We start from the raw sequence: 24,160 nt of genomic DNA on the forward strand, positions 1-24,160 counted from the left end.
TTTACCGTGATTTTTAACGCGAAAATTATCGAAAATACTGACGCTTATCACTCACTACAAGCAACTAATCTTCATCCGGGAATAAACTCCCCTGTTGCGTTAGTGCATTGCTGGCAGCATCACTGCCAGTGGACTTTTTACGCTGCGCATAGCGCTTTCTGCGCTGACAGGCGTCCAGAATAACCCGCCGTGTTGCATCGTCAATTTGCAACCAGTACAAACGCTCTTCCCGCGAACGAAAGCAGCCTTTGCAATAGCCTTTTGGCCCGCTTTGGCAAATGCCTATACACGGGCTTTGAAGCGCAAAAAATTCGAGTTGGGCCGGTTGTTGGGAGTCCGCCATAATCGCATACATAAGCTATTAACTATAAACAGCTTAGCATGGCTTTGGTTATCGTTCCTATACTCGCGGTACCGACTAATCGACCAAGGTATATTCAATGGTCGACACCACCCGCACTTTTTTAATATGCGGATGCTGGCTGTCTCGATCAAAAATGGAAAACTGCCCTTGATTAGCACGCTTGATTTTTCCCAGCGTGCTGTTGGAATCCTGAGCAAATTTTTCGGCCACTTCACGGGCATTGACCGTCGCTTCTTCAATCATGGCCGGCTTAACATCGTTTAACCGGGTAAACATAAACTCCGTGCGCGCCTGGTAGCTTTCGGTGCTCAAGGCGATGCCTTTTGCCAGCAATGCCGACATGTGCTTCATAGCTTCGCGAACTTTGAGTACCTCATGAGTAAATACCGTAACCGTTTGTGTGGCACTATAGCGAAACTTAATGCCTTCATTACCACCGTAGCGCTGTGCGAGCTTGTCGGTAATTTCGGGCAAGCCAATACTGATGGTTTCCTCGTCGATTCCTTGCTGAACCAGAAACTGTTTAACCAGCTCACTATTTTGCGCAGTAGATGCGTACAAGGCGGTCAAGTCATTCCCGGCTTCTACAAATTGTACGGGCCAGATGACCTGATCAGCCATATATTCCTGCTCGGACAGTCCCTTAACAACAATGGAACGCTCCCATTGCTTTGCCTCCAGCAGAGCATTACCTGTTAAGCTCCCCAATGCTGCCAACCCAATAACTAAGCCCACCGCCAAAATGGTCGCTGCACCTTTATTCATCTGTTCATTCCTTTTATTTTGGTATTACGCAAATCCTACTACCTGATTCTGACCATAAAGAGGCAGCTTAGTGCAGATCCAATTGCATTTGTATATCGCAGCGACTGTATGGCGACGGTGTGCTGTCAGTCACTTCGGTAAAACCGAGCTTTTCATAAAGATGAATAGCAGGGGTTAATTTGCGGTTGCTTTCCAAAAACAGACGTTTGGCTTTTAGTCGTCTTGCCAGGCTAATGGCTGCCAGACCGAGTTCAAAGCCAAGTCCCCGGCCTTGGTGGGCATCACTGACTGACATTTTTGCCAGCTCAAAGGTATGCTTGGGCATGGAAATAAGGGCAACCGTACCGCATACCGAGCCGTCGGGTGCTAACATCAGCAAAATATGACCACCTTTATTCACTATGTAGTTTTCGGGGTCCAGCAAGGCGGCTCGGTCTGAGTCCTCCATTTCAAAGTGGCGTTCGATCCAGATTTTATTTAGTGTGTAAAAGGCGTTTTCGTCTCCCTGCCGGAAAGGAACCACACGATACCCCTCCGGCAACCTGCCACGCTGTGTCACAAGGTCGATTAAGCTGGTGTTGTTCAGCCCGTTCTCGAGTTTTTCCAGTGCTTTTAGGAAGTCTGGTGACACGTCATTTAACCAAACAGACAACGCCTGCCCAATGTCATTAACCTGCCTGTCCAGCACTGGCATTAACGCCTTTCCTTGCTCACTCAGGGTGAGTGTATTTACCCGTTTATCCGCTTTTGACGGAACGCTTTTTAACAAGCCAGCCGCCTGTAGTTGCTTCACGCTTTTACTTATAAATGGATGAGATTGACCAGTCATGCCTGCCAGCTCGGTAATACTCGCCGCACCGTGCTGATTTAGTGCATATAACACCGGAAACCACGCGGGCTCCACTTGTAATTCATAGTGCTTATAGACTTCTGCGGCCTGTAGGGACAATCGTTCAGCCAATCGACGAAATCGGCTCCCCAAGGCACTGGCGCCAGCTTGCTGCAAAATATCCATGACTTCCCCCAGATAAATATACGTAACTAGTTACGTATATTTATCTGAAAAAACAAAAAGTGCAAGTAATAATATGCGAGACGAAACAAAAGCCGACTCACAAGCAATAAAAAACCCCGGCAAGCCGGGGTTTCATCAATGCGTAATTAGCGTATTACTTTTTCTTCGCTTTTGGATTAGGCAAGTCAGTGATGCTGCCTTCGAAGATTTCTGACGCCAAACCAATAGATTCGTTCAGCGTTGGGTGAGCGTGAATGGTCAGTGCCACATCTTCTGCATCTGCGCCCATTTCGATAGCCAGGCCAATCTCACCTAACATCTCACCTGCGTTCGTACCCACCATGGCACCACCGATAACACGACCCGTGTCTTTATCGAAGATCATCTTAGTCATACCGTCAGTCGCGTCAGACGCGATAGCACGACCAGACGCCGCCCATGGGAATACGGCAGTTTCGTAGCTTACGCCCTGCTCTTTCGCTTCTTTCTCAGTTAGACCAACCCAAGCCACTTCTGGCTCAGTGTAAGCAACTGAAGGAATGCAACGCGGATCGAAGAAGTGCTTCTTGCCCGCAATGTTTTCTGCAGCAACGTGGCCTTCGTGAACCGCTTTGTGTGCCAGCATTGGCTGACCAACGATGTCACCGATAGCATAAATGTTTGCTACGTTAGTTTTCATTTGCTTGTCGACGTTAATGAAGCCACGCTCGTCAACGGCTACACCGGCTTTCTCAGCATCGATTAGTTTACCGTTCGGGCGACGACCTACTGCAACCAGTACTTTGTCGTAACGCACTGGCTCTGCAGGTGCATTTTTGCCTTCGAATGTTACGTAAAGACCATCGTCTTTCGCTTCTACGCCTGTAACCTTCGTTTCCAGCATGATGTTGAACTTCTCTTTGTACGACTTCATGAACACCTTGATGATGTCTTTGTCGGCCGCTGGGATCAGTTGATCCAGGAATTCAACAACGTCAATTTTTGAGCCCAGCGCTTCGTACACTGTACCCATTTCCAGACCGATGATACCACCGCCCAATACCAGCATTTTTTCTGGAATGTCTTTCATTTCCAGTGCGCCGGTTGAGTCGATCACACGCTCGTCCTGAGGAATAAATGGCAAAGATACAGGCTCTGAACCCGCTGCAATAATGGCCTGGTCGAAAGTAATGGTCGTTTTACCGTCTTTACCTTCTACTTCCAGGGTATTTGCACCGGTGAACTTGCCCAGACCCTGAACGTGCTTCACTTTACGCATTTTAGACATGCCAGCCAGACCTTTAGTCAGCTGACCTACAACGCCGTCTTTGTACGCGCGGATTTTATCCAGATCGATTTGAGGCTCGCCAAATGTTACGCCGTGGCTCGCCAGGTGCTTAGCTTCTTTCATTACCTTAGCAACGTGCAGTAATGCTTTTGATGGGATACATCCCACGTTTAAGCACACACCACCAAGGGTTTCTCTTGCATCAACCAAAATCGTTTCGATGCCCAAATCAGCAGCACGGAAAGCTGCTGAGTAGCCGCCTGGTCCGGCGCCTAGTACCACTAACTGCGTTTTAATTTCGCTCATCGTGACCTCAAATCTGTCCTGTTCGTCTTGCGTTGTATAGCGTTTGTAGGGTGAATTCTAACTAGCTGTTGCCAGTTGGTAAAGCCAAAGCCGCGAATTCTTTAAATGTGCATCCCGCGGTTAAAAGCGGGATGCAACAGTGATTTACAAAATTAACTGGCGTAAATCTTCCAGTACGTTTTTCAGGTGTACAGCAAACCTTGCTGCGACCGCGCCGTCAATAACACGATGGTCGTAAGACAATGACAACGGTACTGTTAAACGTGGTTCAAACTCTTTGCCATTCCACTTAGGCTTAATGTCTGACTTAGACACACCCAGTATAGCCACATCAGGCGCGTTAACGATTGGCGTAAAGCCGGTACCGCCAATGCCACCAAGGCTAGAGATCGTGAAACAGCTACCCTGCATGTCAGCCGCTTTCAGCTTGCCGTCACGGGCTTTTTTACTGATTTCCATCAATTCTTCAGACAGCTCGTAAATGCCTTTCTTGTCCACATCACGAACGACTGGCACTACCAGGCCTCCGGGAGTGTCCACTGCGAGACCAATGTGAATGTACTTCTTCTGGATCAGGGTTTCACCTGATTCACCCAGTGATGTATTGAAGATTGGATAAGCACGCAGTGCGTCAGCCGCCGCTTTCATCATAAACACCAGCGGGGTAATTTTAACGCCCAGCTTGCGCTTTTCAGCGATGGCATTCTGCTCTTTGCGGAACGCTTCCAGGTCAGTGATATCGGCTTCTTCGAATTGCGTAACATGTGGGATAGTCACCCAGTTGCGATGCAAGTTCGGACCAGAAATCTTCTGGATACGGGTCAGCGGCTTCTCTTCAATTTCACCAAACTTCGAGAAATCGACCTTAGGCTGAGCCAGTACTTGTAAACCACCGTTACCAGAGGCAACTGCACCTGGCGTCGCTTTCGGACGTGACAGCTCGTACTTCACATAAGACTGAATGTCTTCTTTCAGAATACGGTTTTTCGGTCCGGAGCCAGATACTTCTGCCAGGTCTACGCCAAATTCGCGCGCTAAACGGCGAACTGAAGGCGAAGCGTGTACCTTACCCGTTTTAGGCTTGTTGCCTGCAGACGGATGATGCGGCACAGGTGGCGGCTTAGGCTTACCAGGTTCTGGTGCTTTCGCTGCCGGTGCAGGTGCACTTGCTGCTGGCTGAGGTGCAGGTGCTGCCGGCTTGGCTGCGCCTTGCACTTTCAGAATACACACTTTAGAACCCTTTGATACTTTATCGCCGGTATTCACCAACAATTTGGTTACTACACCCGCTTTAGGCGACGGCACGTCCATAGTGGCTTTGTCGGTTTCCAGCGTGATGAGGCCATCTTCAATGGCAACCGTATCGCCTTCGCTAACCAGTACTTCGATAACATCAACGTCGCTGGCGTCACCAATATCCGGTACGGTAACTTCAATTTCTTCATCAGCGGCCGGCGCTGACGCTTCTGCAGCTGGCGCGGCGGCAGGTGCCGGAGCGGCTTCTGCTGCTGGTGCTGATGCTTCAGCAGCCCCACCTACTTCCAGTAACAGTACCAGTGAACCTTCACTGACTTTGTCACCTTCTTTCACTTTCAGCTCTACCACTTTACCCGCTTGCGGGCATGGCACATCCATAGTGGCTTTGTCGGTTTCAAGGGTAATCAAACCGTCTTCGGCCTGAACCTCATCGCCAACACTAACCAGAATTTCGATGACGTCTACGTCTGCAGCGTCGCCGATATCCGGTACAGTCACTTCAATAGTCTGTGAAGCACCACTGGCAGCAGGCGCTGGAGCGGGTTCCGCTGCAGCTGCCGGAGCAGCAGGTTCAGCGGCAGCAGGTGCTGCCGGTGCTTCAGGCTCGCTGGCGGCAGGGGCTGCACCAGCACCTGCGACTTCCAGTTTCGCCAACAAGTCACTTTGCTTGATCTTGTCACCAACGTTTACGCACAGCTCTTTTACTGTACCGGCGAAAGGTGCAGGTACATCCATACTGGCCTTGTCGCTCTCTACCGTTACCAGCGCGTCTTCGGCTTCAACGCTGTCGCCAGGCGACACGCAAAGCTCAATGACTTCAACTTCATCTTCACCTAAATCCGGTACGAATACGTCTTTAATGTCTGACATCGTTTATAGTCTCCCTGAACTTATGCGTACAGTGGGTTGGTTTTTTCCGGGTCAATGCCCAGATCCTGCATAGCTTTATTCAGTGTCTTGCCATCCAGTTCGCCCTGTTTAAACAGCTCATACAAAGCTGCAAACGTTACATACTCTGCATCAACCTCAAAGTGGCGACGCAAGTTCGCGCGGCTGTCTGAACGACCAAAACCATCGGTACCCAGTACACGGTAAGTACCTGGTACATAAGCACGTACCTGCTCACCATAGTTCTTGATGTAATCCGTCGCTGTGATGGTCGGACCGTCAAAACCTTCGCTCAGTACTTCAGTGATGTAGGGTACTTTGGCGTCTGCTTCTGGATGCAGCATGTTAAAGCGGTCACATGTCTGACCGTCACGAGCCAGTTCGTTGAACGACGGCACGGAATAAACCTCTACCGCTACGCCGTAGTCGTCATGCAGTTTAATTGCTGCTGCACGTACCTGCTCCAGGATAGTACCTGAACCCAGCAGTTTAACTTTCTTCTTGCTGTTAGCACGACCAAGGGTTTCCAGCTTGTAGATACCTTTGATGATGCCTTCTTCAACACCCTTAGGCATTTCAGGCTGCTTGTAGTTTTCGTTCATTACAGTCAGGTAATAGAACACGTCTTCCTGCTCTTCGAGCATTCTGCGCAGACCGTCCTGAACAATCACTGCCACTTCGTAGCCGTATGTCGGGTCATAGCTTACACAGTTAGGGATAAGCGCTGCCTGAGTATGGCTGTGGCCATCCTGGTGCTGCAAACCTTCACCGTTTAGCGTTGTACGACCAGCCGTACCACCTACCAGGAAGCCACGAGTCTGACTGTCACCAGCTGCCCAGGCTAAATCGCCCACCCGCTGGAAACCAAACATCGAGTAGTAAATGTAAAACGGTACCATTGGCAGGTCATTGGTGCTGTAAGACGTACCTGCTGACAGCCATGACGCCATAGCGCCCAGCTCGTTAATACCTTCCTGTAGTACCTGACCTTTCTGGTCTTCGCGGTAGTAAGCTACCTGATCAGAATCCTGCGGCTCGTATTTCTGGCCCTGACTTGAGTAGATACCGACCTGACGGAACAAACCTTCCATACCGAAGGTACGGGCTTCATCCGGGATAATAGGTACGATACGCTTACCGATTTGCTTGTCTTTCAACAGTGCAGTCAATACGCGTACAAATGCCATGGTGGTGGAGATTTCACGGTCACCAGAGCCCTTGGTTACCGCTTCAAATGCTTTTAACGCTGGTGCTGGCAGCTCTTCGGTAGACTTAGCCAAACGGCGCGGCATGTAACCTTTCAGGGCTTCACGACGCTCGCGAAGATACTTCATTTCAACGCTGTCTTCGTCGAACTTGTAGTAAGGCAGGTCAGCCAGTTTGTCATCTGACACAGGGATATTGAAACGGTCGCGATAATGTTTAATCGCGTCCATGTCCATTTTCTTCACCTGGTGAGCAATGTTCTTACCTTCACCCGCTGCACCCATACCGTAACCTTTAACGGTTTTGGCAAGGATAACCTGTGGACGGCCTTTGGTGTTTACAGCGCGGTCGTAAGCAGCGTAAACCTTAACCGGATCGTGACCACCACGGTTCAGGCGCCAGATGTCTTCATCTGACATGTTTGACACCATTTCTTTCACTTCCGGGTACTTGCCGAAGAAGTGTTCACGGGTATAGGCACCGCCTTTGGCTTTAAAGTTCTGGTACTCACCGTCAACCGTTTCGTTCATGATCTGCAGCAATTTACCGGTAGTATCACGCGCTAATAGCGGATCCCAGTAACGGCCCCAGATGACTTTAATCACTTCCCAGCCAGCGCCGCGGAAGGTACCTTCCAGTTCCTGAATGATTTTACCGTTACCACGTACCGGACCATCCAGGCGCTGCAGGTTACAGTTAACAACGAAAGTCAGGTTGTCCAGACCTTCGCGAGATGCCAGGCCGATTGCCCCCAAGCTTTCCGGCTCATCAATTTCACCGTCACCCAGGAAGCACCATACGCGCTGATCAGAACAATCTTTTAAGCCACGGTTAGTCAGGTACTTCAGGAAACGCGCCTGATAAATCGCCTGCATTGGGCCCAGACCCATAGATACCGTGGGGAACTGCCAGAACTCTGGCATTAATTTAGGGTGCGGATAAGAAGACAGGCCTTTGCCGTCTACTTCCTGACGGAAACCGTCTAACTGCTCTTCAGTTAAACGACCTTCGATGTATGCGCGTGAATAGATTCCCGGCGCTACGTGACCCTGGTACATAATAAAGTCGCCGCCGTCTTTGTCGTTTGGCGCTTTAAAGAAGTGGTTAAAGCCCACATCGTAAAGCATGGCAGAAGAGGCAAAACTTGAGATGTGACCACCCAGTTCCAAATCTTTTTTCGATGCACGCAATACCATCATCAAGGCATTCCAACGCAATGCGTTGCGGATGCTACCTTCAATCGTCTGGTCACCCGGCATTGTTGGCTCTTGCCCTGGTGGGATGGTGTTGATGTACGCGGTCGTCGCGTCATAGGGTAAGTGAGCGCCGTTGCGTCGCGCCTTTTCAATTAATGATTCTAATAAAAAGTGCGCGCGTTCAACCCCTTCTTCTTCCAGTACTGACTCTAACGAGTCCAGCCATTCCTGGGTTTCCTGAGGGTCAACATCTTGGTGCATCATTTCAGTCATGGTGCCGTCCTATAGTTACTGATATAGAAAAACATCCACGCGTACCCGGCGAAGGCCGACGAATGGATGAATACCTAACATTTTTATTGATATGCAACACAGACTGCCCGTTGCATACCCGCTTTACCACTAATACCCGGCCCGAAGGTCAGGTCAAATTTCCAGTCTTCGCAACGCCCGCTGTACGCGGCTGTCGCGTTGATTAATTGCCAGCAACGTTCTCTCGATATAAGCGAGGTGAGCATTACAGGCTTGCCTTGCCGCTTCTGGATCGCGGCTGGCAATTGCTTCAACTATTTCTTTACGCTGGCGGGCTATGTCCTGCCCGGCCTCTTCACTGGCATGTAAAGCCAGCATTTCGAGGTTGCGCTCAATGTTTTCTACCAACATGGTTTGCATGGTGCTCATTACGTGTAATAACACCATGTTGTGTGACGCTCTTGCCATAATGACGTAAAAGCGTCCAAGGCATTCGGCCTGCTCCCGCTTACATTCACTGCGGCCGGGCATTGGCATGTTATCAAGCGCCTCGCGCAACGCCGCGTAATCTTCTGGTTGTCCTCGAAGTGCTGCGTAATAAGCTGCCATTCCTTCCAGTGCGTGTCTAAATTCAAGCAAGTCGAACTGAGTTTCAGGACGTCCGCTAATTAGTGCCATCAACGGGTCGGTCATTGCCGCATTCAACTGACGGCTGACAAACGTGCCACCACCTTGTTTGCGTTCAACCAGGCCGCGAGCCTGAAGATTACCAATAGCCTCGCGTAACGACGGACGAGATACCTGGAATTGCTCGGCAAGTTCACGCTCCGGTGGTAGTTTTTGACCGGCTAATAACGATCCGTCCAGAATCATTGATTCCAGTTGTTCCGTGATCACATCAGCAAGTTTTCTACGTCCGGGTTGCATCCAGTCAGCGCTCCGCCAATAATCCTTGTAAGCGCGTAATCGATGATTTTGTAAACAAACTCACATTGCGCTCAAAATTGGTATTACCATTTTACCTATCTATTTAGTGTAGTGCAGATTATCACTCAGGTAAATAGTAAGCATAGATAGAGTTTTATAAAGACTCTTTTACATTTTGCTTAACTTTTGAAATATTTAATAAATATTTGCAATACCAACTGGTCGTACAAGCTGTTTTACCCCGTATAAATCGGTAATAATCCTACACTTAATCACGCTTGATACACCTGGGTACAAAATTTAGCCAGACAGTTTTACATTACCAATTGCATAAAATTGCGGTTTTTATGCAGTCATACCACTATTGAAATAGGATTCGTTTCCCCAATTGTTAAACGAATCCCGTGCTGCATAGGCAAACTTTCTGTTTTGCCTACGCAGTCAGGCTGGTTGGCAATAAATAGAAAATGGCATCAGAAGATACTTGGACGACATTCCGTCGGCAGAAACCGGATGCAAAAACGCCGCTAAGCAAGCGGCGTTTTTAATGGTGTAGGTTAACTACTGCGCTGCGATAGGGTTTTAATCAATTAACCCCAACATGGTTAACACTGCAATGACAGCCAGAATCAGCATAACGTTGCGTTTCGCTAATGTAACCAGCGCTTTGGGTTCACACGCAGGGTCGCGGGACTGTTCGTCATTTAGTTCCACTTCCTCGGCTTTGGACGCCACCTCCGTCAGTAACACCTCTGCAGGCACCGCAGAATGTGTTAAGTATTTCAGCCATACCGGCATTGCACGGGAAAAATGACCGACTAACAACAAACCACAAGCGGTAATGCGGGCCGGGACAAAATCCAGAATATGCATCCAGGTAGCCAGTCTGTCGGCGCGTTCATCGGCACTTTCACAGGTTAAGCGGTACCACTCACGGCTGGTAACGTAAAGAATAGCGCCGGCTGCACCAAACACGGCAAACCAAATAATCACCGCGGCATAGTGCTGGTAGTTCAACCACAGTAAATGCTGACCGAAACTTTTGCCTTGCTGGCTTTCGTCAGTTTCAATATCCAAAGCGGTGCAATGGCCTAGTTGTTCCGTGTATAAATGACAGGCCTCTAAATCGCCTCGCTCTGCTGCCTGCAAGAATGACTTGTACGTATCTCTTAACCTATCGCTGCCTAAACACAGGTACAACAGCACACTTTGTAAAACAAAGCTGATAAATCCACTAAATACCCATTGTGCAATAACAAACGTTATAACAACCGGAAGCGCAACCTGAATAATCAATCTGAGTTGCGCAGATTGTTTATTGATCCACGATTGCGATTGCGCCCAGTCCAGGTATTTCGCCAGGTGGGCCTCAATATGCCAGCCTGGCGTTTTGCGCATCGAGCGCTCTATTGCCAATACTAACAATACACTGATCAATATCATGTTATCGGTCCTGCAGAATTGCAGCCAGCGCTTGTCGGTATGCTGGCCAGTTAAAAGCGACACCCGGGTCAGTTTTTCTGCCGGGTGCGATATCGTTATGCCCCACTACCCTGCCAAGCGTAATCAGCGGATATTGGTTTAGGATTTCTTTGCTTACCTTTATAAGGCTGTTGTATTGGGCATCTGTATACGGCAACACGTCGGTGCCTTCCATTTCTATGCCTATGGCAAAGTCATTACACTTTTGTCTGCCCTGAAATGACGACACCCCGGCGTGCCACGCCCGATAATTAAAAGGCACGTATTGTTCGACATCGCCGTTGCGACGAATAACGCAATGCGCAGACACCTTCAAATGCGCGATTTCCGGGTACACAGGATGGTCATCGGGGTTGATAGTCCCGGTAAAGAGCTGCTCTATGCCTGGCGTACCAAACTCCCCGGGTGGCAACGAAATATTGTGAATCACTAACAAGCTGACATCTGCCGCATCCGGGCGCTCGTCATAAAACGGCGAGGCTTTGCGTAAAGCCGCGGAATAAGTGATCGCTTCTGATTGATTTTCCATACCTTTATTGTGTAGCGTGTACCCATTCTCAGCAATGTGGGATAGTGTGACAGTGAAGCATTATAATCACAACAAAAATCCGGAGCCGGTATGACCTCTGCTGACAACCAACACAACGGAGCAGCCAAGTGGATGCTGATCCTGGCATGGGTCAGTGCATTTGCATTGCTTATTTATGTGTTTAGTGACCTGCTGGAAAAGCAAATCAATCCGAATAGTCAGCCGGAAAGTGCCTTTCAGGGCAATCAGATTACTGTGAATCTGGTGCAAAATAAACAAGGTCACTATGTGGTAACTGGCGCCATAAATGATATCCCCGTGGTGTTTCTGGTAGACACCGGCGCCACAGATGTTGCCGTGCCCGCCAGTCTGGCCGGTGAGCTGGGATTAACCAGAGGCAGGGCTGGCTTGGCAAATACAGCCAATGGCACCGTCACGGTATACCAAACAGAGATCAACAAACTCAGCATTGGGCAAATAACCCTGTATAATGTCGACGCCAATATTAACCCAGGCATGCAGTCCGGCCATGTATTACTTGGCATGAGCGCTTTGAAGCAGCTCGAGTTTACCCAGCGTGGAAACACCTTAATACTGCGTACCTTAAACTAAGAAGACAGCTATTGTGAGCCAACAACCTTTACCCTCTCAGGACGAAATCAACAGTCAGGTTACCGCTGCATTGGCCGAGGATCTCGGTGGAAATGCCGATGCCAGTGCCGACATTACCGCAAACCTGATCCCTGCCTCTCAACAGGCAACCGCCACAATTATTACCCGCGAAAACTGTGTTGTGTGTGGTGTAGCCTGGGCAAAGGCCGCGTTTACGCTGGTCGACAGCACAATTGAACAGCACTGGATGGTAGAGGACGGCGACAAGGTTGAAGCGAACGCCACTTTCGTTACCTTAAAAGGCTCAGCTCGCGCATTGCTTACCGCAGAACGCACTGCACTTAACTTTTTGCAACTGCTGTCAGCGACGGCAACGGTGACGTCTTATTACGCCAGTTTGCTGGAAAACAGTGAAACGCGCATTCTGGATACACGTAAAACACTTCCTGGCCTGCGTCTGGCCCAAAAATACGCAGTCGCTTGCGGCGGCGGTAAAAACCACCGTATTGGTTTATTTGATGCTTTCCTTATAAAGGAAAACCATATCGCCGGTTGCGGCAACATCGCTACAGCCGTTTCCAATGCGCGACAACTGGCACCCGGTAAACCGGTGGAAGTGGAAGTGGAATCACTGGACGAGCTGCAACAAGCAATCGATGCAGGGGCCGACATTGTGATGCTGGACAACTTTACCAACGAACAGATCCAACGCGCAGTTAGCATTAACCAAAAACGCTGTAAACTGGAAGTCTCAGGTAATGTAACGTCTGAGCGTCTGTCAACCCTGTCAACATTGGGTGTCGATTTTATTTCATCGGGTGCATTAACCAAGAACGTGAGTGCCATTGATCTGTCGCTAAGGCTGGTATTGTAAGGCCTCTGGCGACCCTGATATCAGTTGGCAGAGTGTTAGGTATAAACGCATACACCCTACATGGCAGCAAATATAGACATGAGTATAATTTCTAATACTTGTCAGATGCTTAGATGGTTCTATACTGAGAATCAAGTACCGGGGACGTAAGTGACGACGAACCAGGTATCAACTTTAAACTTTATGCAAAATGACTGTTATCGCTTACGCGACCCGGAGATGTGACCATGCAAAATATCAAACTGAATAACAAAGGTTTTACCTTAATCGAATTGATGATCGTTGTAGCTATCATCGGTATTCTGGCTGCGGTAGCCTTACCGGCTTATCAGAACTACACCACTAAAGCGCGTTTCTCTGAAGTAACACTGGCCACTCAGGCACACAAAACTGGCATCGAAGTCTGTGCTCAAACTGAACTGGATTTAACTTCATGTGGTGCCGGTTCAAATGGTGTTCCAGCTAATATTTCTACTGCTAGCGGCCTGGTTAACTCTGTAACCTGGACAGCGGCCTCGTCTACTTCTGGTACTCTGGTTGCCACTGCAATTACAGGTAGCGGTCTGTCTGGCCAGACTTACACGCTGACTGCAACACTTGACGCGGCGACTGGTAAAGTAACCTGGGCAGAGTCTTGTTCTGACGCAGCACTGTGCTAATCAGATGACATAATCAAAAGCCCAGTTTAAGCTGGGCTTTTTGCTTTCTGAACAGGTGGAAATTACATGGCCAAAACAGAATCACTGACAACCTATACCTGGCAGGGTAAAAATCAGAAAGGTCAAACCATCAAAGGCGAGACCAGTGCCAAGTCCATTCAGGAAGCGAAAAACCTGTTACGTCGCCAGGGCATTTCTGCCACCAAAGTCAGAAAACTGTCCAAGCCAATGTTTGGCAAAGGGCGAGAAAAAATAACCGCCGCTGATGTGTGTGTTATTTCGCGTCAGATAGCTACCATGCTGGCCGCCGGCGTTACGCTGATTCAAACCATCGACATGTTGGCAAAGGGCCATGCTAAAGCCGAGATGCGCAAAGTACTCACGCAAATTGGTGATGAGGTAAAAGCCGGTAATCCACTCTCAAAAGCGCTGCGCAAACACCCTAAACACTTCGATGACCTTTACTGCGATTTGGTTGAAACCGGCGAGCACTCAGGTGCACTGGAAACCATTTACGACCGAATTGCTACCTACAAAGAAAAAGCCGAAGCGTTAAAGTCTAAAATTAAGAAAGCCATGTTTTACCCTATCGCGGTATTAGTGGTCGCCTTTATCGTTACAGCTGTACTACTTATTTTCGTTGTGCCTCAGTTTGAAGAGATTTTCTCGAGTTTTGGCGCTGAACTCCCTGCCTTTACCTTATTTGTACTGGCGATTTCGAGGTTCGTGCAGGACTTTGGGGTATTTATCGCCGCCGGCATGGCGGTAGCCGGTTACCTGTTCAAACAATATTACGCCAAGTCCAAAGATCTACGCGACAGTATTGATGCTAAATTACTCAAAGTTCCGGTGATTGGCGAAATCCTGAAAAAAGCGTCAATCGCCCGCTTTACCCGCACACTGGCAACCACGTTTGCGGCCGGTGTACCGCTTATCGGCGCTCTCGAATCAGCCGCTGGCGCATCGGGCAACGCGGTGTATCGCGATGCAATTTTGTTTATTCGAAAAGAAGTCGCAGGTGGTATCCAAATGAATACCGCCATGCGCGGCACCAATGTCTTCCCCGACATGGTGACGCAAATGATTGCCATTGGTGAAGAATCCGGTGCGGTCGACGAAATGCTCAGTAAGATAGCCACCATTTACGAGGCGGAAGTTGATGATATGGTTGACGGGCTAACCAGCTTGCTGGAGCCTATGATCATGGCGGTGCTGGGCGTGGTCATTGGTGGTTTGATCGTTGCGATGTATTTGCCAATCTTCCAAATGGGTATGGTAGTGTAACGCCTGCTAAGGTGTTATTCTTGCGTTAGTTTTTAATCCAGTTTTCATACCCGACGAAGCCACATGCAACCTATTATTGATCTGAGTCTTTCTTCGCCCTGGTTCTTCTACAGCATGGTAGGCATTGTCAGCCTGATGATTGGCAGTTTCCTCAATGTGGTCATTCATAGATTACCCATCATGATGGAGCGGGCCTGGAAACAGGAGTATCAGGGGTACTTTCACCCCGACGACAAACCAGAAGTCTTTGAACGCTATAATTTAGTTAAACCCGACAGCACCTGCCCTAAATGCGGACACAAAATCCGTTTTTGGGAGAATATTCCTTTAATCAGCTACGCCATACTCGGCGGGCGTTGTGCCGGCTGTAAAACGTCCATATCTATACGCTATCCGCTGGTAGAGCTGCTTACTGCGGTACTATCGGTGTGGATTGCTATGCATTTCGGCCCTGGCAAAGCGGCTTTGGCCGGCGTGGTATTAACCTGGTTGCTGGTTGCCATGACCTTTATCGACCTGGACAAAATGCTGCTCCCCGATCAACTCACTCTGCCCGCATTGTGGTTTGGCTTGCTACTAAGTCTTGATCACGTATTTGTTTCCCCACAGGATGCCATTCTGGGCGCAGCGTTTGGTTATTTGATTCTGTGGAGTATTTACTGGTTATTCAAATTACTTACCGGTAAAGAAGGCATGGGTTACGGTGATTTCAAATTGCTGGCCGCATTGGGTGCATTCACCGGTTGGCAGGGCCTGCTGATTATCGTGTTATTGTCATCGTTTGTGGGTGCTATTTTCGGTGTGGTGATCATGATTAAACAACGTCAGGGTAAAAACCTGGCCATTCCTTATGGTCCGTACCTCGCCATTGCGGGCTGGATAGCCCTGCTCTATCAGCAAGAAATTAAAACTGCGTACTTCAATTGGGTATTCAGCTAAATGGCAGTATCTGCGCAAAGCCGCCCTTTCCTTGTGGGCCTGACTGGCGGCATTGGCTCCGGTAAGACACTGGTAAGCGATACGTTTGCCCGGTTGGGTGTCGACATTGTCGATGCCGATATCATCGCCCGCGACGTGGTTGCCCCGGGGAGTGAAGGCCTCAGCGCACTCGTTGAACATTTTGGTTCAGGTATTGTCACTGCATCAGGAGAACTAAACCGCGCTGCTCTGCGGGAACGCGTATTCAGTAACGAAGAAGAAAAAGCCTGGTTAAATGCTTGCCTGCACCCTCGTATTCGTCATGCAATGCAACAGGCCGCAGCAAACGTTAAGTCGTCGTATGGCATTCTGGCGGTACCATTGTTAATTGAAAACGATTTGACTGGCATGGTCGATAGAGTGACCGTAGTGGACTGCCCGGAAGACATGCAAGTGGCTCGTGCCATGCAGCGTGATGGCAGTAGTGAAACCATTATCAGAAGTATTATTGCCTCACAAGCTACACGAGAACAGCGTCTCGCCGTTGCTGATGACGTGATTGACAACAGCCTTACGCCCGAACATACCCGTGAGCAGGTGAAAGCCTTGCACGCAACGTATCAGGCAATAGCATCGCAATCTAACTAATTACAAAAGCTGAGAACGGGCGACGGTTTGTGCAAACCGCCACAGGGCATGACGCTTTCTTCCTTTTGATGTTCCAGGATCAGACTCCTGCCCGGCCTTTGCCACACCAAGTGAAAAACTACTTAATAACCCGGCTGGGGTTGCCAGCCATTGCGTTGCCGCCGTTATTGCTTCATCACGGCAGTAGTCACTGATTTCCGCCGCTTCTGTGGCGTGCTCCCGCCATTTTTGACGCTCTGTAAGTTCCTTTCGCAACAGGAAATTAATCATCTGATACCGCCTCTTGTTTAGATCCGGTGAATACTTCAACAATACGGCTTAGTGAAACCAGTGTTAACGCCTTTGACGCTGTTCGCCAGGCTAACCAACACAGTGCGCCGTTAATAAAAAGCAGTCCAAGTGCGATTGCGACCAGCGGAACCGCGAAGTGATGTAAAGCAGCAGCAATACTTATGTTGACCAGCAACCAACAACAACATGCCAGTGCAAAGGCTGCCAGTGTTGCCAGTGCGGTAACCAAAATGGATTTTCTGACAAGCCTGGCTTCAGCCTTTACCCACGCCCACTTAACAGACCACTCATATTGCTTGGCATGCAAAGCGTCCGTAGCCAATTCTACAATCTCTTCGACGGTAGGATCCGGAGTGGACGCGGTTTGCTGCGCATCTGCACAGTCTGTTTTCGTCTCTGTGTAGGCTGACATGTTATCGTTAGCTGGTTGCATAGTGCTTACTTCGATTTTTTCAGCAATGTTGTTACCAACATACCCGCAGCAAACGCAATACCTGCCGCGGCAAGTGGATTTTCCACCGCGTAGTTACGTACTTTTGATTGCTGCCACTTCTGCTTGGCCAACCGTTTTCGGGCGGCCAGATTATCGGCCGTTGCCGATGATGTTTCCCGCATTGACGCTTCTGCGTTCCCGGCCTTTTCGGCCAACGTATCGACAGACTCATGCAGCGTTGACTGCAGTTTATCGGTCATGGGATGTGTTGATGTGTCTGCACCATTTGTAGCGCGTTTTGACGTAGCCATAAATCACTCCTTGTAGATGAATTAAGCATCGGTATGGTTATCGCCTGAGCGTTTACCATGTTGTTAACAATGCAATCGTTATTCCAGTCACTAAATCAAACATAATTAATTGAAATACTTAAACTATTTCAAATTTAGCTTTATACTCTTTTCCCAATTGGGAAAATAATGCCAATGGACTTGTAAAAGCTTCACAATCCACTTAGCGCAAATGCTGGCATATTCACTGGGTTAGTACCCAGATGTATTGGAAAATTTACGGCCGGACTGGTAGTCTGTTGAGATAAACCGGTACTGAGGAATTGAATGGCAAACTTCACAGTGTATGAATTTCCGCTGAAAGAAAAAGTTCGCAATTACCTGCGTATCGAGCAGCTAATGGGGCAACTTAAAGCGGGCGCGTCAGGCCTGGACGCTGGCATGCAGCTGTACTTCTTCGAGCAGTTATTCACGCTGTTAGATTTGTTCGAACGCATCGACATTCGTACCGATATAGTGAAGGACCTGGATATGCACGAAAAGAATCTGGTGCATTGGTCTCAGTTACCTAATATCGACAACGACGCTCTGCAACAAACCCTGCGCACTATTATCACTATTCGCGACAACCTTAAGCAGAGTAAGAAAATCAGTGCAGCCTTAAAGGACGACAAATTTTTGGCCAGCATTCGCCAGCGCTTTGCGATTCCCGGCGCAACCTGCAGTTTCGATTTACCCAACCTGCACTACTGGATGCACCTGCCAATTGCTCAGCGACAGGAAGATGTTAAACAGTGGATCCAATGTTTTGCCCTTACCGAAGAAGCAATCAGTATTACCCTGTCGTTCCTGCGCGAGCGTTCGGTATATTCAACAGAAACCGCAAACAATGGTTTCTATCAGGGTGTCGCCGACGATAAAAACGAACTGATCCGTATTCGCTGCGCAAGTGGTACCGATTTTTATCCGACGTTAAGTGGTAATAAATACCGTTACGCCCTTAGATTTATGTATTTTAATCCGCCTGAGGGGCGCTCAGGCGCAGTAGAACAACATGTACAATTTGATATAGCAGCGTGTTAGCCGTGAAAGTAAAATGTCCAACATGCCAGACTGATGTGGTCTGGTCTCAAGAAAGTGAATACCGTCCATTTTGCAGTAAAAAATGTCAGTTAATTGACCTTGGTGAATGGGCGTCAGAAGAAAAAGTCATTTCAACGCCAGCGCAAACGCCGTCTCCCGAAGAAATAGACATTGAGGAAATCGAAGCCATGCTCGCCCAACAGCAGGATGACTTTTTTAAACACTAGAGGTTATATGTTGCAGAAGATTGCGATTGTCGGGGGCACCCACGGCAATGAAATGAGCGGAATTCAGTTAGTCAGTAACTGGATAAGACACGGTATACCAGGTGCATTCAGTGATCTGGACATAGACTGTTTATTTGCCAATACCGCGGCAATGGACGCCAATGTTCGATTTCTGGAAGAAGACTTAAATCGCCAGTTTACTCCACAAAAGCTGTCAGCCTCTCCAACTTGCCTTGAAGCGCGTCTTGCTCAACAGTTGAATGAGACACTGGGTCCTAAAGGCAAGTCCGACTTTGATCTTGTTATCGACATACACAATACAACCAGCAGTATGGGCGCTACGTTAATCATTCTGGAAGCCGACGAATTCCACGTGCAGCTTGCCAGATATGTTAAACACCATATGCCAGAGGCTAACGTTTTAGTAGAAGACGAAAAGCAGCCTCAGGAACACCCTTATCTGTGTACGCTTGGCAAACGCGGCCTGATGATTGAAGTAGGCGCGCAACCACAGGGTTTACTTCGCGCAGATGTGTATTCTCTCACCGAAAAAATGGCGGAAGTCATTTTAGCTTTTGTTCAGCTTTACAACCAACAAGCCGTGCCCGCATTGCCGAGCTGTGATGCCTTTCGATTTATCGAAAACATTCAGTATCCACTGGATACGGAAGGCCATAGACTAGCCATGATACACCCGCAATTACAGGACCGGGACTTCGCTGAACTTGACCAGGGCATGCCCATCTTTCAGCACTTCGATGGCAGCACGGAAGTCTGGCACGGTGATACTGTGTATCCGCATTTTATAAACGAAGCCGCCTACCACAAACTTCATGTTGCCTTTGCAACGGCAGTAAAAACACAGCTCTAATCTTAGCAATCTGCAGTGGTAGGACCTCTCTACCACTTCTCCACAAAAACATCAACTTTTCATTAACAATCAAAGCTATTCAAACTTCATCGTATCGAACAAAAAAGCAGCGAAATTAGGTGATTCCCAATAGTTATATAGGTATTAACCCCTGTTTTTATAACTAAATTGAATTTTCTTATAAAAACTATTCTTTAGGCGAATTGTCGACTGCAAAAGAAATGCTAAACTTTATTAAGTAAAGTAAATGTAAATTATCACAATAAATCAAAAATAATAATGTGTGCGTGATTTGCGAATAAGAACTGTTTGTACATAGAAAAACAGTGGGCAACAACGACAATCTCTGAATGAAGCAATGGCGCTTGTGGGTTACTAACGAAAAGATGCGCCTTCATGGATGAAAGTTTGGAGTGTACTACTGAGGTGTAATTCATGATCGTATCTTTAGCCACACACAAGGCTGAAGTCGCTAAGCTTACAGCATTAGCTGATGCGCAGCTTCATATTATTGATTCCATTAAGCAATGCGTTGCTACCATCCAATTTACCCCAAACGGCGATATTTTAGAGACTAATTCGCTGTTCAGACAGGCAATGGGGTACAGCGAAGCAGACCTACAGGGCAAACATCACAGCATGTTTTGCGTCGGCAATTACGCCAATACCCCTGAATACGCAGCACTATGGCAACAACTTCGGGATGGAAGAAGCAAGACTGGTACGTTTGATCGTCGCAAGGCCAATGGTGAGACCATTTGGCTGGAAGCCACTTACATTCCGGTAAAAGATGCCAACAATCGCGTTACCTCAGTGCTCAAAATTGCCTTTGACGTAACAGCAAAAATTATGGAAACGAGTGCATTAAAGGCAGTAAGTAAAGCGCTCGACACGTCTATGGCCGTTATTGAGTTTGAGCCAGACGGTACCATTATTACCGCGAATACGAACTTTACGAACACCGTCGGTTATTCCCTCGAGCAAATCAAAGGTAAAAAACACGCCATGTTCTGTACTAGCGAGTTCTTAGAACAAAACCCAGGCTTCTGGTCGCAACTAGCAAGCGGCCAGCATAAGTCCGGTTTGTTCGAACGCAAGGACTCTCAGGGCAATACGGTTTGGCTCGAAGCTACCTACAACCCGATCAAAGGCCCAGACGGAAACGTGTTCAAAGTGGTTAAGTTTGCCACCAATGTCACCGCACAGGTTGAAGAAAAGAACCTGATTGCACAAGCCGCTGAGCTGGCATTCGCTACCGCAGAAGAAACTGCACAAATTGCGAAACAAGGTGGCGATTTACTACATCAATCGGTAAATGTATCAGATGCAACTCAGCACGAAGTGGACACCACCAGCGCACTGATGACGAAGCTTCATGAGCAATCCGGCAACATTGAACAGATCGTGTCTACGATCCGCGCCATCGCTGAGCAAACCAACCTGCTGGCCCTAAACGCAGCTATCGAAGCCGCACGTGCGGGTGACCAGGGTCGAGGCTTTGCCGTTGTTGCCGATGAGGTACGTCAGTTAGCCAGTCGTACCAGTGAGTCGACCATCGAGATTGAGTCTGTGGTAAACGAGAACAAACAACTCTCCTCACAGGCCACAGAGCAAATGACGAAGGTGAAAACCAACGTTGAGCAAAATAATGAGCAAATTGCTCAGGTTCAGGAAGTCATGAATGAAATACTGAAAGGCGCTGAAAACGTGTCGCAATCAGTGTCATCCATTGTAACTAAGTAAGCTACTTCACTAAACAAGAAAACTCAGAAAGGCGCTTGATTGTATCAGCGCCTTTTTTATTGCTGTTTGTTTGGGGAAACGCACAACTAACATCTGAGCATGTTAGCGCTCAGTTGTTGCGTTTTCTTCACTGTGTGACTGGATATCGATGAGATTCAGCTGAGCCATTTCCGGAATGGTCATTTGCAATTCAGCTTCCATGGCATCAAGACGCGCAAAATAGTCACAATACCACCTGGCCTTCTGTGCCAGTGTACTTTGGGCTGGCGGGCCATCCACACCGGTTTTTAACGCATAACGCGCTAACTGCTGGTTAATATTGTCCATCGCTTGTTTATCGATAGCCAGTTTGTCGGAATCCATACTGCCTAGGGAAGTAAGAATAGCCCCCGCAGAAGTGGTCAGTGTGGTTGAAATTGGCAAACCGAAATCATCATCCTCAAACTCGTCACTCAAGTTACTGGAGCTGGGGCCAATGTAATAGTTGGCTCTGGCATAACGGAACTTCTTACGCACGCGATGTTTGATTTTGTCGATGGCGACATTCAGCCGCTCATAACTGTCATGGTCACTTCCCACCAGGCTTTCATACATCTGCTGTACCGTGTCCGTTGCCAGATCAATCCCAATGGTGGCCAGCAATGTCACTTGAGGAACCAGCGCATGTAGCCCCTCGGCATACTCTTGCACCAACCCGGCTTGTGCAGGTGTCAGTTTTAACCAATGGCCAGCCACAAACAATTGCTGCTGGTCGTTAATCTGATAAAGAGTCTGGTACCTTTTCAGCACGCGCAGTTGATTGTCGTTAACCACGACGCCGTAATTGAGGTCGACATCACAAGCATAGTGGGCATAGGCAGGCTGAAACGCACTGCTAACGACACTGATGACCAGGAGCCAAAAAGAAATGAAGAAGAATTTCATGCCCTTATTTTGAAACCTGGCAGTAAAATGAAAAGGGGCTTTAGACCAGATCACTAAAAATTCGGTTGAATCCTCGGCGTCTTTACCCGGTAAGGAAAGCGTGATTTTTCGGACAACGACGAAACGCCGAACAACCCGGTTTAGTAGCATTTAAGGGATGTGGCACCCACATTGAATAACAGACAGGCAGGACGAAGATGTCTGATTTACTGGCCAGGACGCTGCATATGCTGACGCTCGAATGCCTCACTCTGAGCTACCTGTAACGCTTCAAGCTGTTTTTTACCCGACGCTATGTCTGTCATGTCGTAGACCATCATACTGATGTTTTCGACTTGCCCAGTGGCAGACACTAGTGGCGACAGAATAATATTCTGATACATGAATTCTTCGCTACCAGTAATAGGCCGGTAGTTTGAAAATTTAAATAAATACGGCCGTTGTTCCCAAATCATAAACGCCCTGGTTTTAAGCCCGAACACCGGCTTGGCTTTTTGCATAAACCAGTCCTGGTCGATATCTGGGAACAAATCAAAGAGGCACTTATCGCGCACATCTGAAGGAAGTCTGCCGCTGTGACTTTCCATAAAGCCATTCCACATTTTTACGTTAAATTGCTTGTCGAGGACAACGATCCCTACGTCCACGGTTTGCAGCATGTCGATGATCCAATGAAACTCCTGCATTTCACTTACGGCCTGATCACTCATTAAAAGTCCTCCAGTAAATGCGCTAACTTGTAATTCATGACTTCCATGGATGCCTCAGTGAACAGCAGAATCAACTCACACACTACGTTGTAGCCTTCCAGCCCGTATGAGATTTCAATGGCAAGGGTGCGGCGCCATTTAAGCTTGCCGGTATTAATAATATCGGAGATGTTTCGATGCTGCCCCAATACAACGGGTTGCCCTTGCGCAAAAGACACATCTAACTGTTCAGCAATACCGCTCAGGCAGGTTCCAATCAGTATACTGGCCGCATCCATTAACAGCTCAAGTTGTTTCTGGTCATCTACATCGCCCGAAATATTCAGAATCTTTGCTACGTCGCCCAGACTGGAGTCACTTAAAATGCACAAAGCCTCACCCTGTACGCCGGGCCCTACGAAGCCCTGACACACAGCACTTACCCGTTCGTGGGTCTCAATGTCACTGAGCAGCATATGTAGCTCAGTGACTTCAATAAGATTGACATTGGGGATAGGCAAATGCACAAACACATTCAGGGTTCTGGCAAGGTGATCGCCAGCGCGGCCCATCGCGATATTCGTTATCTCCTGATAGCAATCACGAATATCCGGATCCAGCGGCGTAGTATCGATTTCCGACTCTGGCTCGGCCTCTAACAGGTTGTTTGAGGTCAGAACGTCATGTAGTTCGGCTGCACTCACGGGTTTTCTGATAAACGCCACTGCGCCTAGTGCTTTCACGCGATCATGAGCCTCAGGTTGCACGTCACCTGATATCACCACAACCTTGGTGTTTAACCCCTCTGACTGAATAGCCTGGAGCGTTTGATAGCCGTCCATGACAGGCATATTGAGGTCCAGCAAGAGTAACTGCCCCTTCCCTTCCTTTAGCGCACCTACCGCTTCCTGCCCATCTTTTGCAAAATGGATCGCTACCTCCCAATCCTGAGGTAAACACTTGGCCACCTGTTTGCGGGCAACCAGGGAGTCATCACAAATCAATACAGAATACATGGCTATCCAGAAGTAAAAGCGAACTCGCTGTCATAGACGTTTGGTCTCTTTAACGAATAGCAGTAGTCTGGTAAAAATCAATGTTTATTGCCTGTTTACGCGCAAGTTTCCTTGCATGTGACAACTTTAAGAGTGCAGCAAATG

Annotated in this window: 25 protein-coding genes; 10 read left to right on the plus strand and 15 right to left on the minus strand. The window is 48.3% G+C overall.

Translation table 11 applies throughout. The features are described 5' to 3' along the window. Positions 1–64 precede the first annotated feature (64 nt). The 9 genes from BUB81_RS05875 to ampD all read right to left on the minus strand — a co-directional run bounded on the left by BUB81_RS05875 (position 65) and on the right by ampD (position 11,454). A complete protein-coding gene (locus tag BUB81_RS05875; RefSeq protein WP_073320984.1) occupies positions 65–343 on the minus strand; it encodes a DUF1289 domain-containing protein in 279 nt (92 codons plus the stop codon). A gap of 75 nt (positions 344–418) precedes the next feature. Continuing rightward, positions 419–1,129 (minus strand): SIMPL domain-containing protein, encoded by a 711-nt coding sequence (locus BUB81_RS05880; RefSeq protein ID WP_073319724.1) that lies wholly within the window; start codon positions 1,127–1,129, stop codon positions 419–421. Positions 1,130–1,196: 67 nt separating this feature from the next. Next, positions 1,197–2,144 (minus strand): bifunctional helix-turn-helix transcriptional regulator/GNAT family N-acetyltransferase, encoded by a 948-nt coding sequence (locus tag BUB81_RS05885; protein WP_073319726.1) that lies wholly within the window; start codon positions 2,142–2,144, stop codon positions 1,197–1,199. Positions 2,145–2,298: 154 nt separating this feature from the next. After that, positions 2,299–3,717, minus strand: coding sequence for a dihydrolipoyl dehydrogenase (gene lpdA, locus BUB81_RS05890; protein ID WP_073319729.1), 1,419 nt, complete (start codon positions 3,715–3,717; stop codon positions 2,299–2,301). Positions 3,718–3,861: 144 nt separating this feature from the next. Then, complete coding sequence (gene aceF / locus BUB81_RS05895; RefSeq protein WP_073319731.1) at positions 3,862–5,844, minus strand: pyruvate dehydrogenase complex dihydrolipoyllysine-residue acetyltransferase; 1,983 nt, start codon at positions 5,842–5,844, stop codon at positions 3,862–3,864. A gap of 20 nt (positions 5,845–5,864) precedes the next feature. Further along, positions 5,865–8,537: a pyruvate dehydrogenase (acetyl-transferring), homodimeric type gene (gene aceE / locus BUB81_RS05900; protein ID WP_073319734.1), complete on the minus strand. Its 2,673-nt coding sequence runs from the start codon at positions 8,535–8,537 to the stop codon at positions 5,865–5,867. A 153-nt stretch (positions 8,538–8,690) separates the two neighbouring features. Then, positions 8,691–9,443: a GntR family transcriptional regulator gene (locus BUB81_RS05905; RefSeq protein ID WP_073319737.1), complete on the minus strand. Its 753-nt coding sequence runs from the start codon at positions 9,441–9,443 to the stop codon at positions 8,691–8,693. Between the two features lie 582 nt (positions 9,444–10,025). Then, a complete protein-coding gene (gene ampE, locus BUB81_RS05910; protein ID WP_073319740.1) occupies positions 10,026–10,886 on the minus strand; it encodes a beta-lactamase regulator AmpE in 861 nt (286 codons plus the stop codon). Position 10,887: 1 nt separating this feature from the next. Continuing rightward, positions 10,888–11,454, minus strand: a complete 567-nt coding sequence (gene ampD / locus BUB81_RS05915) for a 1,6-anhydro-N-acetylmuramyl-L-alanine amidase AmpD (RefSeq protein ID WP_073319743.1) — start codon at positions 11,452–11,454, stop codon at positions 10,888–10,890. A gap of 90 nt (positions 11,455–11,544) precedes the next feature. Between ampD and BUB81_RS05920 the strand changes: the two genes are divergently transcribed. The 6 genes from BUB81_RS05920 to coaE all read left to right on the plus strand — a co-directional run bounded on the left by BUB81_RS05920 (position 11,545) and on the right by coaE (position 16,449). Beyond that, complete coding sequence (locus tag BUB81_RS05920; RefSeq protein WP_245819125.1) at positions 11,545–12,066, plus strand: retropepsin-like aspartic protease family protein; 522 nt, start codon at positions 11,545–11,547, stop codon at positions 12,064–12,066. Between the two features lie 13 nt (positions 12,067–12,079). Then, a complete protein-coding gene (gene nadC, locus BUB81_RS05925) occupies positions 12,080–12,940 on the plus strand; it encodes a carboxylating nicotinate-nucleotide diphosphorylase (protein ID WP_175555773.1) in 861 nt (286 codons plus the stop codon). Between the two features lie 227 nt (positions 12,941–13,167). After that, positions 13,168–13,599, plus strand: a complete 432-nt coding sequence (locus BUB81_RS05930) for a pilin (protein ID WP_073319748.1) — start codon at positions 13,168–13,170, stop codon at positions 13,597–13,599. A gap of 66 nt (positions 13,600–13,665) precedes the next feature. After that, the gene (locus tag BUB81_RS05935; protein WP_073319751.1) at positions 13,666–14,883 is read left to right on the plus strand and encodes a type II secretion system F family protein; all 1,218 of its coding nucleotides are present in this window, start codon (positions 13,666–13,668) and stop codon (positions 14,881–14,883) included. A gap of 63 nt (positions 14,884–14,946) precedes the next feature. Beyond that, entirely contained in the window at positions 14,947–15,822 is an 876-nt protein-coding gene (locus BUB81_RS05940) for a prepilin peptidase (RefSeq protein WP_073319754.1), read from the plus strand. Beyond that, complete coding sequence (coaE, locus tag BUB81_RS05945) at positions 15,823–16,449, plus strand: dephospho-CoA kinase (RefSeq protein ID WP_073319756.1); 627 nt, start codon at positions 15,823–15,825, stop codon at positions 16,447–16,449. Here the strand turns inward: coaE and BUB81_RS05950 are convergent, their stop codons facing one another. From BUB81_RS05950 to BUB81_RS05960, 3 genes are read right to left on the minus strand one after another with little or no spacing between them, the layout of a single operon-like run. After that, positions 16,450–16,719 (minus strand): hypothetical protein, encoded by a 270-nt coding sequence (locus BUB81_RS05950; protein ID WP_073319759.1) that lies wholly within the window; start codon positions 16,717–16,719, stop codon positions 16,450–16,452. Beyond that, on the minus strand, positions 16,712–17,173 hold the full coding sequence (locus tag BUB81_RS05955; protein ID WP_073319762.1) for a hypothetical protein: 462 nt from the start codon (positions 17,171–17,173) through the stop codon (positions 16,712–16,714). The genes BUB81_RS05950 and BUB81_RS05955 overlap by 8 nt, the downstream gene beginning before the upstream one ends. Before the next feature lie 5 nt (positions 17,174–17,178). Further along, positions 17,179–17,484 carry a DUF883 domain-containing protein gene (locus BUB81_RS05960; protein ID WP_073319764.1) on the minus strand — a complete coding sequence of 102 codons (306 nt, stop codon included), beginning with the start codon at positions 17,482–17,484 and terminating at the stop codon, positions 17,179–17,181. Positions 17,485–17,790: 306 nt separating this feature from the next. Here BUB81_RS05960 and zapD point away from each other — a divergent pair, with 306 nt between their 5' ends. The 4 genes from zapD to BUB81_RS22460 all read left to right on the plus strand — a co-directional run bounded on the left by zapD (position 17,791) and on the right by BUB81_RS22460 (position 21,387). Then, a complete protein-coding gene (gene zapD / locus BUB81_RS05965) occupies positions 17,791–18,546 on the plus strand; it encodes a cell division protein ZapD (RefSeq protein ID WP_073319768.1) in 756 nt (251 codons plus the stop codon). A gap of 2 nt (positions 18,547–18,548) precedes the next feature. Then, positions 18,549–18,773 (plus strand): DNA gyrase inhibitor YacG, encoded by a 225-nt coding sequence (gene yacG, locus BUB81_RS05970; RefSeq protein WP_073320990.1) that lies wholly within the window; start codon positions 18,549–18,551, stop codon positions 18,771–18,773. A gap of 7 nt (positions 18,774–18,780) precedes the next feature. Then, complete coding sequence (locus BUB81_RS05975) at positions 18,781–19,644, plus strand: aspartoacylase (protein WP_073319771.1); 864 nt, start codon at positions 18,781–18,783, stop codon at positions 19,642–19,644. 435 nt (positions 19,645–20,079) lie between these two features. Then, a complete protein-coding gene (locus BUB81_RS22460) occupies positions 20,080–21,387 on the plus strand; it encodes a methyl-accepting chemotaxis protein (protein ID WP_073319774.1) in 1,308 nt (435 codons plus the stop codon). A 102-nt stretch (positions 21,388–21,489) separates the two neighbouring features. On the opposite strand, the gene BUB81_RS05985 is transcribed toward BUB81_RS22460, so the two are convergent. The 3 genes from BUB81_RS05985 to BUB81_RS05995 all read right to left on the minus strand — a co-directional run bounded on the left by BUB81_RS05985 (position 21,490) and on the right by BUB81_RS05995 (position 24,016). Beyond that, positions 21,490–22,311, minus strand: a complete 822-nt coding sequence (locus BUB81_RS05985; RefSeq protein WP_073320994.1) for a DUF2884 family protein — start codon at positions 22,309–22,311, stop codon at positions 21,490–21,492. Between the two features lie 206 nt (positions 22,312–22,517). Beyond that, positions 22,518–23,021, minus strand: coding sequence for a PAS domain-containing protein (locus tag BUB81_RS05990; RefSeq protein WP_073319777.1), 504 nt, complete (start codon positions 23,019–23,021; stop codon positions 22,518–22,520). Next, complete coding sequence (locus BUB81_RS05995) at positions 23,021–24,016, minus strand: response regulator (protein ID WP_073319780.1); 996 nt, start codon at positions 24,014–24,016, stop codon at positions 23,021–23,023. Before BUB81_RS05995 ends, BUB81_RS05990 begins: the two co-directional genes overlap by 1 nt. Positions 24,017–24,160 lie beyond the last annotated feature (144 nt).

Source organism: Marisediminitalea aggregata (assembly GCF_900129565.1).
Classification (GTDB): Bacteria; Pseudomonadota; Gammaproteobacteria; order Enterobacterales; family Alteromonadaceae; genus Alteromonas; species Alteromonas aggregata.

Bases quoted from the DNA above. Each gene is read 5' to 3' on its own strand.
- BUB81_RS05875 (WP_073320984.1), bottom strand. From the start codon at position 343: ATGGCGGACTCCCAACAACCGGCCCAACTCGAATTTTTTGCGCTTCAA.
- BUB81_RS05880 (WP_073319724.1), bottom strand. From the start codon at position 1,129: ATGAATAAAGGTGCAGCGACCATTTTGGCGGTGGGCTTAGTTATTGGG.
- BUB81_RS05885 (WP_073319726.1), bottom strand. From the start codon at position 2,144: ATGGATATTTTGCAGCAAGCTGGCGCCAGTGCCTTGGGGAGCCGATTT.
- lpdA (WP_073319729.1), bottom strand. From the start codon at position 3,717: ATGAGCGAAATTAAAACGCAGTTAGTGGTACTAGGCGCCGGACCAGGC.
- aceF (WP_073319731.1), bottom strand. From the start codon at position 5,844: ATGTCAGACATTAAAGACGTATTCGTACCGGATTTAGGTGAAGATGAA.
- aceE (WP_073319734.1), bottom strand. From the start codon at position 8,537: ATGACTGAAATGATGCACCAAGATGTTGACCCTCAGGAAACCCAGGAA.
- BUB81_RS05905 (WP_073319737.1), bottom strand. From the start codon at position 9,443: ATGCAACCCGGACGTAGAAAACTTGCTGATGTGATCACGGAACAACTG.
- ampE (WP_073319740.1), bottom strand. From the start codon at position 10,886: ATGATATTGATCAGTGTATTGTTAGTATTGGCAATAGAGCGCTCGATG.
- ampD (WP_073319743.1), bottom strand. From the start codon at position 11,454: ATGGAAAATCAATCAGAAGCGATCACTTATTCCGCGGCTTTACGCAAA.
- BUB81_RS05920 (WP_245819125.1), top strand. From the start codon at position 11,545: ATGACCTCTGCTGACAACCAACACAACGGAGCAGCCAAGTGGATGCTG.
- BUB81_RS05930 (WP_073319748.1), top strand. From the start codon at position 13,168: ATGCAAAATATCAAACTGAATAACAAAGGTTTTACCTTAATCGAATTG.
- BUB81_RS05935 (WP_073319751.1), top strand. From the start codon at position 13,666: ATGGCCAAAACAGAATCACTGACAACCTATACCTGGCAGGGTAAAAAT.
- BUB81_RS05940 (WP_073319754.1), top strand. From the start codon at position 14,947: ATGCAACCTATTATTGATCTGAGTCTTTCTTCGCCCTGGTTCTTCTAC.
- coaE (WP_073319756.1), top strand. From the start codon at position 15,823: ATGGCAGTATCTGCGCAAAGCCGCCCTTTCCTTGTGGGCCTGACTGGC.
- BUB81_RS05950 (WP_073319759.1), bottom strand. From the start codon at position 16,719: ATGATTAATTTCCTGTTGCGAAAGGAACTTACAGAGCGTCAAAAATGG.
- BUB81_RS05955 (WP_073319762.1), bottom strand. From the start codon at position 17,173: ATGCAACCAGCTAACGATAACATGTCAGCCTACACAGAGACGAAAACA.
- BUB81_RS05960 (WP_073319764.1), bottom strand. From the start codon at position 17,484: ATGGCTACGTCAAAACGCGCTACAAATGGTGCAGACACATCAACACAT.
- zapD (WP_073319768.1), top strand. From the start codon at position 17,791: ATGGCAAACTTCACAGTGTATGAATTTCCGCTGAAAGAAAAAGTTCGC.
- BUB81_RS05975 (WP_073319771.1), top strand. From the start codon at position 18,781: ATGTTGCAGAAGATTGCGATTGTCGGGGGCACCCACGGCAATGAAATG.
- BUB81_RS22460 (WP_073319774.1), top strand. From the start codon at position 20,080: ATGATCGTATCTTTAGCCACACACAAGGCTGAAGTCGCTAAGCTTACA.
- BUB81_RS05985 (WP_073320994.1), bottom strand. From the start codon at position 22,311: ATGAAATTCTTCTTCATTTCTTTTTGGCTCCTGGTCATCAGTGTCGTT.
- BUB81_RS05990 (WP_073319777.1), bottom strand. From the start codon at position 23,021: ATGAGTGATCAGGCCGTAAGTGAAATGCAGGAGTTTCATTGGATCATC.
- BUB81_RS05995 (WP_073319780.1), bottom strand. From the start codon at position 24,016: ATGTATTCTGTATTGATTTGTGATGACTCCCTGGTTGCCCGCAAACAG.